The sequence below is a fragment of the Flagellimonas sp. S3867 genome, from assembly GCF_014698935.1.
GTDB lineage: Bacteria > Bacteroidota > Bacteroidia > Flavobacteriales > Flavobacteriaceae > Flagellimonas.
Genome location: NZ_JACVMN010000002.1, coordinates 435900 through 450462, shown reverse-complemented (window position 1 = coordinate 450462; position 14563 = coordinate 435900). Strand labels below are relative to the sequence as shown.

General features: G+C 39.0%; 16 protein-coding genes. 8 read left to right on the top strand and 8 right to left on the bottom strand.

Annotated features, from left to right (window positions below; genetic code table 11):
* Window positions 1-30 precede the first annotated feature (30 nt).
* Window positions 31-543, bottom strand: a complete 513-nt coding sequence (locus tag IAG46_RS09735; protein ID WP_190810164.1) for a CvpA family protein — start codon at window positions 541-543, stop codon at window positions 31-33.
* A gap of 61 nt (window positions 544-604) precedes the next feature.
* On the opposite strand from IAG46_RS09735, the gene IAG46_RS09730 reads away from it, so the two are divergent.
* The 3 genes from IAG46_RS09730 (at window position 605) to IAG46_RS09720 (ending at window position 3019) form a co-directional block, all read left to right on the top strand.
* Complete coding sequence (locus IAG46_RS09730; protein WP_190810163.1) at window positions 605-961, top strand: hypothetical protein; 357 nt, start codon at window positions 605-607, stop codon at window positions 959-961.
* Window positions 962-1276 carry an antibiotic biosynthesis monooxygenase gene (locus IAG46_RS09725; protein WP_190810162.1) on the top strand — a complete coding sequence of 105 codons (315 nt, stop codon included), beginning with the start codon at window positions 962-964 and terminating at the stop codon, window positions 1274-1276.
* Window positions 1277-1351: 75 nt separating this feature from the next.
* Window positions 1352-3019: a glycerol-3-phosphate dehydrogenase/oxidase gene (locus IAG46_RS09720; RefSeq protein WP_190810161.1), complete on the top strand. Its 1668-nt coding sequence runs from the start codon at window positions 1352-1354 to the stop codon at window positions 3017-3019.
* On the opposite strand, the gene IAG46_RS09715 is transcribed toward IAG46_RS09720, so the two are convergent.
* Window positions 3016-4341 carry an alpha/beta hydrolase gene (locus IAG46_RS09715; protein WP_190810160.1) on the bottom strand — a complete coding sequence of 442 codons (1326 nt, stop codon included), beginning with the start codon at window positions 4339-4341 and terminating at the stop codon, window positions 3016-3018. The two genes, IAG46_RS09720 and IAG46_RS09715, sit on opposite strands and share 4 nt — an antisense overlap.
* 121 nt (window positions 4342-4462) lie before the next feature.
* Here IAG46_RS09715 and IAG46_RS17835 point away from each other — a divergent pair, with 121 nt between their 5' ends.
* Window positions 4463-5215 carry a LytTR family DNA-binding domain-containing protein gene (locus IAG46_RS17835; protein WP_190810159.1) on the top strand — a complete coding sequence of 251 codons (753 nt, stop codon included), beginning with the start codon at window positions 4463-4465 and terminating at the stop codon, window positions 5213-5215.
* Window positions 5216-5302: 87 nt separating this feature from the next.
* On the opposite strand, the gene IAG46_RS09705 is transcribed toward IAG46_RS17835, so the two are convergent.
* On the bottom strand, window positions 5303-6304 hold the full coding sequence (locus IAG46_RS09705; RefSeq protein ID WP_190810158.1) for an NAD(P)H-dependent glycerol-3-phosphate dehydrogenase: 1002 nt from the start codon (window positions 6302-6304) through the stop codon (window positions 5303-5305).
* A 124-nt stretch (window positions 6305-6428) separates the two neighbouring features.
* On the opposite strand from IAG46_RS09705, the gene IAG46_RS09700 reads away from it, so the two are divergent.
* The 3 genes from IAG46_RS09700 to IAG46_RS09690 all read left to right on the top strand — a co-directional run bounded on the left by IAG46_RS09700 (window position 6429) and on the right by IAG46_RS09690 (window position 10164).
* Window positions 6429-7343, top strand: a complete 915-nt coding sequence (locus IAG46_RS09700; protein WP_190810157.1) for a nicotinic acid mononucleotide adenyltransferase — start codon at window positions 6429-6431, stop codon at window positions 7341-7343.
* 190 nt (window positions 7344-7533) lie between these two features.
* On the top strand, window positions 7534-8505 hold the full coding sequence (locus IAG46_RS09695) for a phytanoyl-CoA dioxygenase family protein (protein WP_190810156.1): 972 nt from the start codon (window positions 7534-7536) through the stop codon (window positions 8503-8505).
* 81 nt (window positions 8506-8586) lie between these two features.
* Complete coding sequence (locus IAG46_RS09690) at window positions 8587-10164, top strand: SulP family inorganic anion transporter (protein WP_190810155.1); 1578 nt, start codon at window positions 8587-8589, stop codon at window positions 10162-10164.
* A 19-nt stretch (window positions 10165-10183) separates the two neighbouring features.
* On the opposite strand, the gene IAG46_RS09685 is transcribed toward IAG46_RS09690, so the two are convergent.
* The 5 genes from IAG46_RS09685 to IAG46_RS09665 form a co-directional block, all read right to left on the bottom strand.
* Window positions 10184-10774 carry a DinB family protein gene (locus IAG46_RS09685; RefSeq protein ID WP_190810154.1) on the bottom strand — a complete coding sequence of 197 codons (591 nt, stop codon included), beginning with the start codon at window positions 10772-10774 and terminating at the stop codon, window positions 10184-10186.
* A gap of 8 nt (window positions 10775-10782) precedes the next feature.
* The gene (locus IAG46_RS09680) at window positions 10783-11136 is read right to left on the bottom strand and encodes a hypothetical protein (protein ID WP_190810153.1); all 354 of its coding nucleotides are present in this window, start codon (window positions 11134-11136) and stop codon (window positions 10783-10785) included.
* A gap of 242 nt (window positions 11137-11378) precedes the next feature.
* The gene (locus IAG46_RS09675) at window positions 11379-11858 is read right to left on the bottom strand and encodes a cytochrome c family protein (protein WP_190810851.1); all 480 of its coding nucleotides are present in this window, start codon (window positions 11856-11858) and stop codon (window positions 11379-11381) included.
* Window positions 11859-11998: 140 nt separating this feature from the next.
* The gene (locus IAG46_RS09670) at window positions 11999-12958 is read right to left on the bottom strand and encodes a YheT family hydrolase (RefSeq protein ID WP_190810152.1); all 960 of its coding nucleotides are present in this window, start codon (window positions 12956-12958) and stop codon (window positions 11999-12001) included.
* Between the two features lie 35 nt (window positions 12959-12993).
* On the bottom strand, window positions 12994-13971 hold the full coding sequence (locus IAG46_RS09665; protein ID WP_190810151.1) for a nitronate monooxygenase family protein: 978 nt from the start codon (window positions 13969-13971) through the stop codon (window positions 12994-12996).
* A 116-nt stretch (window positions 13972-14087) separates the two neighbouring features.
* On the opposite strand from IAG46_RS09665, the gene IAG46_RS09660 reads away from it, so the two are divergent.
* The gene (locus IAG46_RS09660; protein WP_190810150.1) at window positions 14088-14561 is read left to right on the top strand and encodes a thioesterase family protein; all 474 of its coding nucleotides are present in this window, start codon (window positions 14088-14090) and stop codon (window positions 14559-14561) included.
* Window positions 14562-14563: the final 2 nt, after the last annotated feature.

The window sequence follows — 14563 nt, the reverse complement described above, 5'->3', positions numbered from 1 at the left end:
AGATGATGTCCAAAGACCGATTATGAAAAGTTACTCTTCGTCTGAAATAGGTTTATTATTCTCTTCTTTCAGGACAAGATCAAAAACGAAAGCACCAATTTCCTTTACCGGCTCGTAGAAGATGGATTCTTTCTTGGTTTCCTCATTTACAAAGTTGAAAGAATCGGTAAGTCGTTCGAAAAAGATGAGCAAAGCTCCGATAATGATGGCAACTTTTAAAGTGCCAAATACCCCACCTGCCAGTTTGTTTAAAAATCCGAGCATGGCAAAATCTGCAATTTTTGTCAAAAATTTTCCAGCAAAATGGACCAAGAGGACAATAGCAAAAAAAGTAATCAAAAAAGCAGTGATATTGATGTATGTTTCGCTCCAATCAAAACGTTTTGCCAGGGAGTTCCCAATAATGTATGAAAAATGGATAGCCCCATAAATTCCTCCTATAAGCGCGACCAGCGAAGCAATTTCAACAAAAAGACCATTTTTTAGTCCCTTGTATAACCCCCACACCAAAAGAATTCCTATAACAATATCCAAAAACTCCATACCTCGGTTTTAAACAAATATAGGATATTGATTTGTACCTTTGGAACTCCTAAATGCATGTATGTCCAGAGACGATAAACTTAAGGAACGATGGGAATTTTTGGTTGAAAAATTGTCCATGCAATTTTCTGATGGCGACCCTTTGGATTTGGATGGCATGATTTATTTAGTGGGCGTTCAAGAATTGGGAAAACTGCATAGAAGTTTTAAAAAAGATGAGAAGGTCAATTTGATGCATATCGCCATTTGCAGGTTGCTGGAACCATATGGCTATTATGATTTTGATTTTTTTGACGATGATGGTTGGCCACATTATAAAATAAAAGAGCAATTACCACCACTAAAGGCAGGTGAGCAGGCCGTTCTAATGAAAGAAGCATTGGTTCACTATTTTGTGGAAAAGGAATACATTAAATAAATGGAGTTACAGAAGCCCTATTACGCCGTAATTTTTACAAATACCCGAACCGAAGGCGATAACGGATATTCCCAAATGGCGGATGATATGGAAAAATTGGCCAAAGAGCAGCCGGGTTTTTTGCACTACGAAAGTGCTCGTGACGAACTGGGAATTACTATAAGTTATTGGGAGAATTTAGAGGCGATTGCCAATTGGAAAGCAAATATGGACCATAAAGTTGCCCAAAGAAAGGGAATCAAAGACTGGTATTCGTGGTACAAGGTTCGAATTTGTCTGGTGGAAAGGGAATATGAGTTCAACAAGCAGAATTGAGACAAACTTAATCTAGCTTGTTCCATGAAATATTCAAATTACCTTTTCCTTTTGCTCCAGCAGAATTAAACAGCTATGAAAAATAATATTAGATTTTCCAACCTAGATAGAAATGATGCCATTAAAAAACTTTCGGAAGAAGATTTCGATTTGGTGGTTATCGGAGGTGGTATTACTGGGGGAGGAATTGCTTTGGATGCTGCTTCAAGAGGAATGAAAGTGGCCTTGTTGGAAAAAGGGGATTTTGCATCCGGAACCAGCAGTAAATCAACCAAATTGATTCACGGAGGACTGCGTTACCTCAAACAATTCGACTTTTGGTTGGTGAAGGAAGTAGGTTCCGAAAGGGCGATTGTTCACAAATTGGCTCCCCATTTAGTGTTACCCGAAAAAATGTTGCTCCCATTGATCGAAGGAGGCTCCTATGGCAAATGGTTGACTTCAATTGGCTTAAAAGTGTACGATATTCTGGCCCAAGTAACTGGTGATGACAAACGTCAAATGTTAGAGAAAAAAGAGGCACTGAAACTTGAACCACTATTGCCGAGGAAGATTTTGAATGGAGCGGGTTATTATGCTGAATACCGAACCGATGATGCCCGACTTACCATCGAAAATATCAAAACTAGCCTTCAGTTTGGCGCTTCGGCGCTGAACTACGCCAAGGTCGTCGATTTTATATATGAAGAAGAAAAAGTTGTTGGGGTTAAGGTGAAAGATGAAGTTTCAGGCGATGAATTTCAAATAAAATCAAAGTATGTAATTAGCGCGGCCGGTCCGTGGGTAGACGAACTCCGAGGTGTAAACAAGTCCAAAAAGGGAAAACGTCTGCATTTGACAAAAGGAGCACATTTGGTATTCCCAAAGGACAAGCTTCCTGTGAAACAATCTGTCTATTTTGACATTCCTGATGGGAGAATGATGTTTGCCATCCCAAGAGGCAAAGTTACCTATGTGGGCACAACTGATACCAATTATGATTCCGATAAGGATAAAATCGATGTGGATTTAGCCGATGCCATTTATCTGATTTCTGCAGTGAACAATATGTTCCCTTCCATTAACCTGGAAATGGACGATATTATTTCTTCTTGGGCCGGACTACGTCCGCTGATTCATGAAGAAGGGAAATCAGCCTCCGAATTATCGCGCAAAGATGAGATTTTTACTTCTGATTCTGGATTAGTGAGCATTGCAGGAGGAAAATTGACCGGCTATCGAAAAATGGCCGAACGGGTGGTGAACCGTATCGCCAAGAAAATGGAGGAGGACCATGAAATTGAAGTTGAACCTTGTGTTACCGATAAAATTCCACTCTGCGGAAGCGATTTTAAAAAATACAAACAAGTAAAAAAATACATTGCACAGGTGTTTGGGCAAATCAAGGAATATGGATTTACAGAATACGATGCTTGGTATTTGGTGACCACCTACGGTAAACAGACTGACACCATTTTGGAATATTACAATACTTTAGAACACGAAAATATCCATGTTCGGATGCTATGTGCCGAGACGCAGTTTGCTATTGACCATGAGATGGTAATCAACCCAATGGACTTTTTTATTAGGCGAACAGGACGATTATACTTTGACATTGATAGTGTTCGAAATTATATGGAACCCGTTCTGGAAGAATTCAAGAAAGCGTATGAGTATGATGAGGCACAAATTCAATCTTTCAAAGAAGACCTTTTGACAGCATTGGATTCCCATTCCAATTTTTCATTGGAACGGGCTTAAGATTTTAAGCCGACCATTTCCTGGGCCCATTCAACAATTAGGTTGATGGTGCCCTCATCCCATTTACCTGGTTTTCCCTCAAAGGAATTTTTCGGACTGTCATGAATGGTATTCCAATGATCCAATCCCGGATACTCGTGTAAAAGATGGTCTTTATGTCCACTTCGTTCCAAAACATCAATAATCATTTTGTTATCGAAGGAAGACATGATCCAATCATTGGTGCCACGCAAAATACGAACCGGAACTTTTAGTTTTTCCCATTGGCCGGCCAAATCAAAATTTTGTAGTTGCTGATAATAGGCTACCGGACGACCGTACATATGTGCTGCGGAGTGATAATTATAATCTGCAAGGGCAGGATATGCATCAACCACTTCTTGATACGTCTTTTTTTCAATGAGCATCCCATAATATAAGGGGATGTAATATTTATTCATTTTTTGTACTATCTCGGATTCGCTATTACCCCTGAATTGTAGCAAGCGACGTTCAATTTCAAGCATGTGTTCATACCATGTCTTAAAAAACGTCCCATCGGAAATTACACCGGCCAAATCAAATTCATTCGCAAATAGCGGGGCAAGGGCGCTGCCCATACTTGATCCGTAAACAATGATTTTGGAAGTATCCACATAAGGTTTAGTCTTTAGTTTTTTAATGGCGGCTCGGAAGCCTTCGATATCCGTTTTAAAATCAGATTGACTACAATCACCCTCACTATCGCCAACACCTGCTTTTTCAATGCGCATAACCACCATTCCCGATTTTTCGACCAAATCCTTAATGGTCTGTACCCAATTTCCTTTTCTTCCCGGATACGTTTCAATGCTTGAACAACTTAACCCTCCAATTAAAACTATGGCTGGTTGTTTTCCAGATTTTTTAGGTTTGGTAATAATGATGCGCTGTGTAATCCCGTAAGTACTTGTTATTTCTTCATAATAGGTGTCCAATCCTGGATGATTTTCCTTTTCCAAAGGATTAAATTGAACCATGGCCTCTACCACTTCACCATTTCGGATTGCTTTTATTTTGGTGCGCTTGTTTGCCCTCAGCCCGTAGGAAACCTCGCTCCAAACCTCTTCATCAGAAATTGGGATTGCATCAACTTCGATAATAACATCATTGGCTAAGAAATTTGCTTTTCCAAGTGGAGAATTGGTTTTTACTTCCATGATTTTGGAGCCCGGAAGACCTCCTTCTGGTCCTTTTATTTTGGCTTCCCACGAGCTTCTTCTTCCTAAAATTTGAGAACTAACCGTCAAAGTTGAAAATAAGGCAAGAACACATATTACAAATAATCCGTTTTTTGATTTCATGCTGATGATTTAAGTTTTCTTTAAAATTAGATTGCCTATTTTTAGATAAGGGACAATTTATACGAAGGGAACTGTTTTTTATGCCAATGAAGCTTAGGCAATGATTTGAAATTTATAGCACGTGAAATCAGCCAATAATTTTAACCTATTTAATTCAAGAGTGGCGACACATGCCATTTTTTGGGTGCTCTATTATGTGCTTTTTGGATTGATTTGGGTAGGAGAGGAAGGCTATTTAGCCTCTTTTTATTTGGAATTTATTTTGCTGCCCATTCGAATATTGGCAGTTTATTTTACCATTTATTTTCTATTACCTCGGTTTTTGTTGAAGCGAAAGTTTAAGGAGTTTTTTACAGGTTATGCCATTGCCTTAATTTTGGGAGGCATTCTTCAACGCATTTTCATCCACCTTTTTTATGAAGAATTGTTATTGAATGATTCTAGCTCAGGATTGTTCAGTATAATGATGTTGGTGAGGGCCATTATTTTGATAAATACCACAGTTTTATTGGTGCTGGGGGCAAAATTGTTCCAATTGTGGGCGATTGAACATGAAAAAAACAAGGGTCTCGAATCTGAAATCTTGGAAATTCGCTCCAACAGAAAAACCCATCGTGTACCTATAGAAAACATTCTTTTTGTTGAAGGTCTTGGAAATTATGTGACCTATCATTTAGCCGATAAATCGAAGATTACCAGTTATGGCAGTGTAAAGGCGGCTTTAGAGGCTTTACCTGATAATTTTCGAAGGGTGCACAAATCTTATATTGTGAACAAGGCGCATATAAAATCATATGACGCTATGACCATAGATATTCAGGACAATTCCATTCCAAGAGGGAAAAGTATAAGTGATGAGGTATTGTTGAATTGATTCTGTCATATCGGGCGCAGTCGAGATGTGTTAGGCGGATATTTCAACTAGGTCTCAACCTGACAAGGGAACTATACATTGTATGATCTAGTCCAATTTTTCCGTAAGCTTTTTAAAGACTTTTTTAGGATTTTTATCTTGATAAAGGATTTGGTAAACCGCATTGATGATAGGAAGCTTCGACTTCTTTTTGTTTTTTTCATTTATTAGGTAAGCACTTTTGGTGGCATAATAACCTTCGGCTACCATATTCATTTCCATCATCGCGCTTTTTACCGTATAACCTCTGCCGATCATATTTCCGAACATACGGTTGCGACTAAAAGTAGAATATCCGGTTACTAGCAAATCACCCAAATAGGCCGAATTGTTGATATTTCGTTTCATTTTATACACTTTGCCTATAAAACGCTTCATCTCACGAATGGCATTGCTCATTAAAACACTTTGAAAATTATCACCATATCTTAGACCGTGTGCAATTCCCGCGGCAATGGCATAGATGTTTTTGAGCATTGCTGCATATTCAGTTCCTATAATATCATCGGAAATTTTAGTTCGGATGTAATGGCTTCGCAGTTTACTTGCAACTATTTCCGCTTTGGCGGCATCGGCACAAGCAATGGTGAGGTATGACAAACGCTCCAATGCAACCTCTTCCGCATGGCAAGGACCTGTAATCACACCAATGTTTTCAAATGGGATTTGATAAACGTCATGAAAATGTTCCCCCACAATTAGTCCACTCTCAGGCACAATTCCTTTAATAGCCGAAAAAATTATTTTGCCATTTAGTGAAGAGGTGAGCTTTTCAAGCTCTCCTTCCAAAAAGGCAGAGGGAATGGCAAAAATTAGAATATCAGACTGTTCAACAACCTCATTAATGTTGTTGCTCAATTGAAGTTTGGAGACGTCAAACTCAGCTGAGCTGATATAGTTGGGGTTGTGCCCCTCACTTTTTAAGTGTTCAATAACGTAGACACTTCGCATATACCAGGCAACATTGTCCAAGTTTTCAGATAGCATTTTAACAATGGCTGTTGCCCAGCTACCGCCTCCCAATACACCAAACCGAGGTTTTTGAATCATTAATAAAATTTATGGCATAAAGCTAAACAATCTAATTTTTAATATGTAAACAGATGGTTTACAGTAAGTTATAAATTTTGGCATAATGCTTGAACTTAACTAGTTGAATCAAAAAACTTGGATTATGAGATTTGGAAAACTACTTTTGGGAATATTATTTACAGGATTATTGGTCAGCTCATGCTACACAGAAGTTGTATTTGAGGATGACTTTATTGAAGAATCACCTATAAATACCGCTTTGGTATTGGAATCATACGATTTATGGTATATCGACATTAACGCCACCAAAGGAAATGGCGAAGTACCTTATTTGCAGCGTGCATTTACCATTTCATTTGACCGTGGAATTATGTACGCCAACAATAATATGGTCGGAATTGGGAAAACTGGTAACGGACTGGGAATTGATGTGGGATCCTATGCCACATTGAACGGTGTTGTTGAAATTGATCATGATGTGGATGGGCTTTGGTTGTTGGACGTTTATGCCATTAACAATAACACCTTGGAATTGTTTGATTCCCGCTCCAATACTTCCTATGTGCTGCGTGGATACCAAAAAAACATTTTCGATTATGACATGGTCTTTTATGATAACATCCATTACTTCTTGCAAGAATATGAGGCTTGGGAAAAAACCTATACCAGCGAAGTTGGTGCTGTAAATGACTTCGACGAGGAAAACCATCTTCAGTTTTTCTCCGATGAGAACTTTAGGTCATCAGTGGATGCAACAGGAACCTCGCTAGCCAATTTAGTTTGGGATCATGAAGGTGGTTTTGAAGTCTTTGATGTGGCCAATGATGCATCACTCAAAACTTTAACATTGGATTACGACTTTTTGGGCAATGATTATTTTGAGCTTTACGTTATTAATGATAGTACCATTGAATTGTACCATGTGGCGAGCGAGACCATATATGAGTTTAAGGGAAGAGGATACATTCAATATTTGAAAACAGGAAAAACAGCGGGGAAAAAACGTTCAAAAGTTAAAAATTCCATAATGAACGTGTCTAGACAAAGAAAAATGTAAGGATAAAATAGAGTCCTCGACTACGTATACAAGTTTTTTGGTTGGTTATTTAGTTAAGAATCGCTTCAGGTACCTCAACTTGGGGCGGTTCTTTTTTTTGACCTTTTGAAGTCAAAAGAGAACTTGGTACAATTACATTCTCACCTCCCTTTTGAAATTAAATCGCTTTTTTCTTTGTAACTTTTTGGTTATGAAGAAAGAAGAAAAACTTGAAATGGCCAACAAGGCACATCAAGAAATCCCAGGTAATCCATCCACAGCAACCAGTAGTAAGTTACGATTGAATGATAGATCCAATGGCAAACCACTACGTGTATTGTCCGAAGAAGATTGGGAATTTTGGATACACAATGGATACATCATTATAAAAAATGCAGTCCCCGTTGAACAGGCTAAAGCCACGGCAGATTTTCTATGGGAGTTTGAGGAAAAAAGTCCCATAGACCCAGAAACATGGTACGCCCCTCCGCGAGCTGAAATGAAAATGAAAGAGCTAACCGGAACAGGAATGGTAGAAGTGTACAACCATCAACATTTATGGAACAACAGACAACAACAAAGAGTGTACGATGCTTTTGCGGATATCTGGGGAACAGAGAAATTATGGGTGACCATAGATCGTGCAAATCTCAATTTTCCAAATCGACCAGGCTTTGAACAAAAAGGATTCATTCATTGGGATTACGACCCAGAGACTCGTCCGCAAAATGTACAAGGTGTATTGGCACTCGCCGATCAAACAGATGAAAATATGGGTGGATTTCAGTGCATTCCTTGGCTTTATCGAAATTATGATACCTGGAAATTGACACAACCTGAAGATCGTGATAGATTTCAACCCAATACAGATGGCATAGAAGACAAAATTGTGAAAGTCAAAATGAATGCGGGTGATTTGTTGATCTTTAACAGTACCGAACCCCATGGAATCCGACCAAATAAATCCAAAGATAAAGTTAGAATTGCACAGTATATTTCCATGATGCCCGCTGAAGAAGATAATGAAGAACTTAAAACATGGCGAACAAACTCTTGGAAGCATAGAATAGCCCCGGAAGGCTACGCTTTCCCGGGTGACCCAAGAAACTGGGAACGAGATAAATACGAAACTGCAAGATTAAATCCGCTAGGAGAGAAGTTATTGGGTTTAAAGCGCTGGTAATATTGCCAAATCCCTAAAAATTAGTAGAGTTATGGTCTGCTAAGGGAATAATGGTATTTTTGCCGGCTTCAAGTAGCGCAAATGAAAAAGTATCTCAATCTTTTTGACTTTTCTCAAAAAGTAAATTATAGAACAGAAGTCTTATCTGGTTTAACCGTAGCATTGGCATTGGTGCCAGAAGCAATAGCTTTTGCCTTGATTCCGGGATTTTCTCCCTTAACAGGTTTATATGCTGCTTTTATATTGGCTTTGGTGACTTCCATTTTAGGAGGTCGTCCTGGTATGATTTCAGGTGCAACCGGAGCAGTGGCGGTAATTTTTGTTGGATTAATCTTGGAGCTCAAAAGAACCTTTCCAGGAATAGAACCCTCCACGATTCTAAACTATGTTTTTGCAACCGTCATTATTGCAGGGGTACTTCAAATTTTGGCAGGCGTACTTCGCCTAGGAAAGTTTATTCGTCTTGTCCCACATCCGGTAATGTTTGGATTTGTTAACGGTCTGGCCATTATCATTTTCATGGCGCAGTTTCCCAATTTTTACGAAAAGGGAACAGACGAACTGTTGTCAGGAAGTTCATTATATATTATGTTGGGTCTAACACTTTTAACCATGGTCATTATCTGGGGATTTCCAAAACTGACAAAAGCGATACCATCTTCTTTATTGGCAATTGTTATTGTATCGGCCATTGTTATTGGTTTTGGCGTTGATACATTGACCGTTGCGGACACTATGCGTGAAGGGGAGAGCATAAAAGGTGGATTCCCACCCATATCAATCCCTACTATTCCTTTTACATGGGATTCGTTCTTGATTATTGTTCCATACGCTGGTATTGTTGCTGGAGTAGGGTTGATTGAAAGTTTATTGACGCTTAATATTATTGATGAAATAACAGAAACCCGTGGTAGTGGAAATAAAGAATGCGTAGCTCAAGGAACCGCCAATATTTTATCAGGATTTCTATCTGGTATGGGAGGCTGTGCAATGATTGGACAAAGTTTGATTAACACTTCATCAGGAGCTAGGGCAAGACTCTCTGGAATTACGGCCGCCGTTATGCTTTTGGTATTTATTATGTTCGGTAGTAGCTTAATTGAACAATTGCCAATGGCAGCTTTAGTTGGGTTGATGTTTATGGTCGCCATTGGAACTTTTGAGTGGGCCAGTTTCAAAACATTCAGAAAAATGCCTAATTCTGATGTCATTGTAATGGTCTTAGTGACATTAATAACCGCCATAACGCATAACCTTGCTGTCGCAGTTTTGTTAGGTGTAATTATTTCTGCCCTAGCCTATTCTTGGGAAAATGCAAAACGCATACGGGCAAGAAAATACATTGATGAAGATGGAGTAAAGCACTATGAAATATATGGTCCTTTATTTTTTGGATCAACCACGTTATTTGCTGAAAAATTTGATATTCAAAATGACCCAAGTGAAGTAATCATTGATTTTCAAGAAAGCCGCGTTGCCGATATGTCTGGTATAGAGGCTTTGAACAAGATTACAGAGCGTTACGCCAAGGCGGGTAAAAAGGTACATTTAAGGCACTTGAGCAAAGACTGTATTCTTTTGTTGAAAAACGCCCAAGATATTATTGAGGTCAATGTGCTTGAAGACCCAACTTATAAGGTTGTTGCTGATAAAATTTAGTTTGACCTACAGGATTGAATTATTCCCTTAATCTGCCATTAAATACACTTACCTTAGAATTGATGGGATTGCCAGATGCCCTTCGCATCAAAGTGATTTGTCCCGCATGGTAAATACAATCGGAGAGCATACCATTGATCATATTCCAATAAGGAAAAGGTGTTTGTTTTTCTCCACGCTGAAAAATGACCTTGAAGTCTTCAAAATCCGCGGCATTTTTACCTGCCATTGCTTGGCTTGCTGCTTGAAGGTTTTTTAAGGTTCCCTTACGTAAATCCTCATAGGTAAGTGAAGAGATATCCATAGGACGAACATTGGGAGTTGCCGTTGGAGCATTTTTTATCATTTCTGACATGCCATAAATGTGAAACATCGTTTCCATTATGGTTCTTCCGTCTTCTGAAGGTTTGTATTCCAAATCCTTCTGGGATAGTCCTTCTGTTGCCCAATAATAACGAAAACCTAGGCCGTCAATCATTCTTGCGACCACGTTGCCAGGGCCATAATCTTCTGGGTATTCTGGAATTTGATAATAGGGAAGTTCTTCGTTTTGTGCTTGCATACTAAATGTCAAAATGAATATAAGACCAAAAAACAGCTTTTTTTTCATATACGTGGTTATTCTAAACAACCTTTGTAAAAGGCATTAAAGGCATGGATTTCAACAGTAAAAAGTTTTTGTTGCAGCGCAACATCTTGATACAGCATCTTTTTTGCAGCTTCAAGATTGTCTGCTAATATTATAATCATTCCTGTATCGGAATATCGAGCTCCCATCGTAATTTTTTTCTCTTTCCGCATGTTGGACAAAAATTTGGAATGCTCATTAAAATACTCTTGCTCGTGAGGTTTTTTTTCTGTATCCCAAAGCTCTCCAATTGTGTATAAGGCAATGAAAGTTGATTTTTGGTTTGCGTTGTCCTGCGAAAGCACAAAAAATGGAAGTAAAAGCAGTAAAAGAAAAAGTTTCATTTTTTTGAAATTAGAAACCACACTTAAGAATGCATTATCATCGTATCAAATCTAGAGCCAATTGTTAAATAATCAATGTTGGATAGATTTTGGTTGTTAAAAGATAAAAATAGTAGTTGTAAGCTAACCTTTTCGTATCTGAAGTAAATTTTTAACATTTCCCAAATTTAGTTGGACATGGAACAAACAAAAAATGCTGTCATCCGAAAAGACGACAGCACTACATGAAACATTTTTCGCTCTTACAAAGTACGCAAGTACTCAGCGACGTCTCGAGCTTCTTCTTCGGTTAGATTTTGGTTGAGCATAATGGCATTGTTATATTCTTTGAGCAATGCTTTTGCGATAGGATCTTCCTTAAGCATCCCATCCGGATTCAGAATCATATTCATGACCCATGCAGGACTACGTCTTTCGTAAACACCCTTCATGGCCGGGCCGATCATTCGCTGATCCACCATGTGACATGCCACACAAATGGAGTTGAACGCAGTCTCGCCACGCGCTGCCATCTCAGAGTCGATATCGGACGGGAAATCCAAATCTTTTATAGGCCCCACACCATTGTTGTCCAAGTCTACAGGAACACCCTCTTTGACTTGCGCCTTTTTATCTTCTTTTTTGGCTCTACTTACTTCGAAACCTTCTTTTTTTTCTTCCTTTTTTCCACCGCAGCTTGCGATGAATGCCCCTAGAGCGATAAGCAATACCAGTTTTTTCATTGGTGATGATTTAGTTGTAGCTAACAGAAGCAACTAATATAACGAAATATTACTAGTAAAATGGACGATACAGGGCGTTTCGGAATGATTTATCAAGCGAAAACCTTTTCGTTTAACAATTCAAAACAAATGATTCAAATTTAGTTATCGATGAAAAAATCCAGTGCTCTTCTCTCTGTGTAGGTAATATTGTTTTTGCCCCAGAAACCTACATGCCCACCATAAGTTGGGGTTTGCAAAAAAAGCTTTTTGTTTTTTTCTGTTTCAGCAATAGGATAACAGTCCATTCCTAAAAAAGAATCGTTTTTTGCATTTATAATCAAGCTTGGGACAGTAATATTTGGTAAGAATTGAAGTGAACTGCACTTATCGTAATAATCGAACGCATCTTTAAAATTGTGAGCCTTGCTGGTATATACATCATCAAAATCTCTCAAAGTCTTTATGGCTTTAATATCAGCATCGGAAATGAGGTGGGGAAATTTTGGCTGTTTTAGTTTTAGTTTGGCAATCAAATGTTTTCTGAATCTTTTCTCATACAGCACATTGTTGTTTGACAGTAACTGATCGCAGGTGTCCTTTAGACTGCATGGAACTGAAACGGCTACGGCCGCTTTAATTTCCTTAGGAATTTCATTGTCTTCGCCCAAATATTTAAGTGCTAGGTTGCCCCCCAAGCTGAAACCCTTTAAGTAGACTTCTGTATAATCTTTGGTTGCCAGAATATGATGGATAATCTCCTTTAAATCTTCGGTGGCGCCAGAGTGATAAGAGCGGTAATGTTTATTGGTTTCTCCACTACACCCCCTGTAGTTTATTGCACAGGCATCAAAACCATTTTTATTGAACAATTTTGCACTTCCGGTAATATAGGGACGCTGTGCGTCACCTTCCAACCCATGTAGAAGTAGTACCAGTTTGTTGGTTTTACCTATGGCTTGGCTCCAGTCCAAGTCCAAAAAATCTTCATCTGAAAGAATTACTCGCTCCCTGGTTTGGACCAGTCCGTTAACTCTTCTGAAAAGCCCACAATATATGGTAGCCAAATGTCCGCTTCTAAAAAATAAGGGAGGGGAGTAATTTGATGGCACCAAAGGCATTGCTGTAAGGTGTTTTATTGAAGGATTATACCATTCTAGTTTTTAGGGAAAGTTTCCAACAAGTTGGCCTGCTCTTCAATTGCGGTTTTAAATTCAGATTTTAAAGTGTCCACCAATTCCGAAACGGGCATCACGTTTTCAATAGTGGTTACCCCTTGTCCGGCGGACCAAATGGTTTTCCACGCTTTGACTTCGGTGTCCAATTCCTTTCCAAAATCAACTTTATGTTCTTTTTTCAGATCTTCTTCCGTAATTCCGGCTGCTTGGAGGCTTGCCGACAAGAAATTGGCATGCACTCCAGAAATTGCCGCAGTATATACGATATCGTTAGCGCCAGCTTCAATAATCATTTTTCGATATTCTTCTGGCGCTTTGCTTTCTTCAACATTAATAAACCGGGTTCCCATATAGGCGAGATCGGCCCCCATTTGCATGGCAGAAGCAATGTCTCTTCCTGTGCTGATACAACCTGAAAGCAGAATCGTCTTTTTGAATATTTTTTTCACTTCGGCAATCAAACTCATCGGGTTAAGGTTACCTCCATGACCTCCTGCACCAGCGGAAACCAAAATAAGGCCATCTACTCCTGCTTCCGAAGCTTTCTCCGCGTGTCTCTTTTTAATGATATCATGAAAAACCAATCCGCCATAGCTGTGTATGGCATCTACGACCATACTAACGGCTCCCAGGGAAGTTATTATCAGTGGAACCTTGTGTTTCATGCAGAGTTTGACGTCTGCTTCAAGTCTTGGATTGGTCGGGTGCACAATAAGGTTTACTCCAAAAGGTGCGGGTTTTTTGCCAGTTTCCTTCTCAAACTGTTCCAGTTCCGCTTTTATTTGAACAAGCCATTCCTCAAAACCTTCGCTAGTCCGTTGGTTAAGCGCTGGAAAGGTTCCCACAATGCCATTTTTACAGCATTCCACCACCAATTTTGGACCTGAAATAAGAAACATGGGTGCAGCTACTGCAGGTAAAGAAAGGTCTTTGATGAATTCGGCTTTTTCGCTCATGGTTTTTCTGTTAAAGTGTCTTTAAAAATAGATTAATTATTGCACTCGGATGCGGTCTGTTTTCAAAACTATGGTAATTTTACAATTATTATGCATGCATAACAAATGAACAGTCCATGTTTTTTAAAGAATTTGATATTAGATGGAGCGATTTGGATGCCAATCGCCATTTGGCCAACTCGGCCTATATAAATTTTATGAGTCATACCCGAATGGCCTATTTAGGTCAGTTGGGGTTTAATCAAAAGTCCATGGCGGAACACAATATTGGTCCTGCGGTATTTTATGAGCACATGTATTACTTTAAAGAAGTATTTCCAGGAAAACCGGTAAAAGTCTCATTGAATTTAAAGGGATTGAGTGAAGATGGGATGTTCTTTGAATTTCAACATGATTTTTATGATAGTGAAGGCAAAAACTTTGCCCGTTGCCAAATGATGGGTGCCTGGATGGACCTTAACGAACGAAAGTTGACCGCCTTACCTCAAATATTTTTGGATGCTTTTCATAAAATGGAAAGGGCGATGGATTTTAAGCTTTTAACCAAAGCAGATACCCGAAAGCATGTTCAAATTCCGAAGAACTTATAATG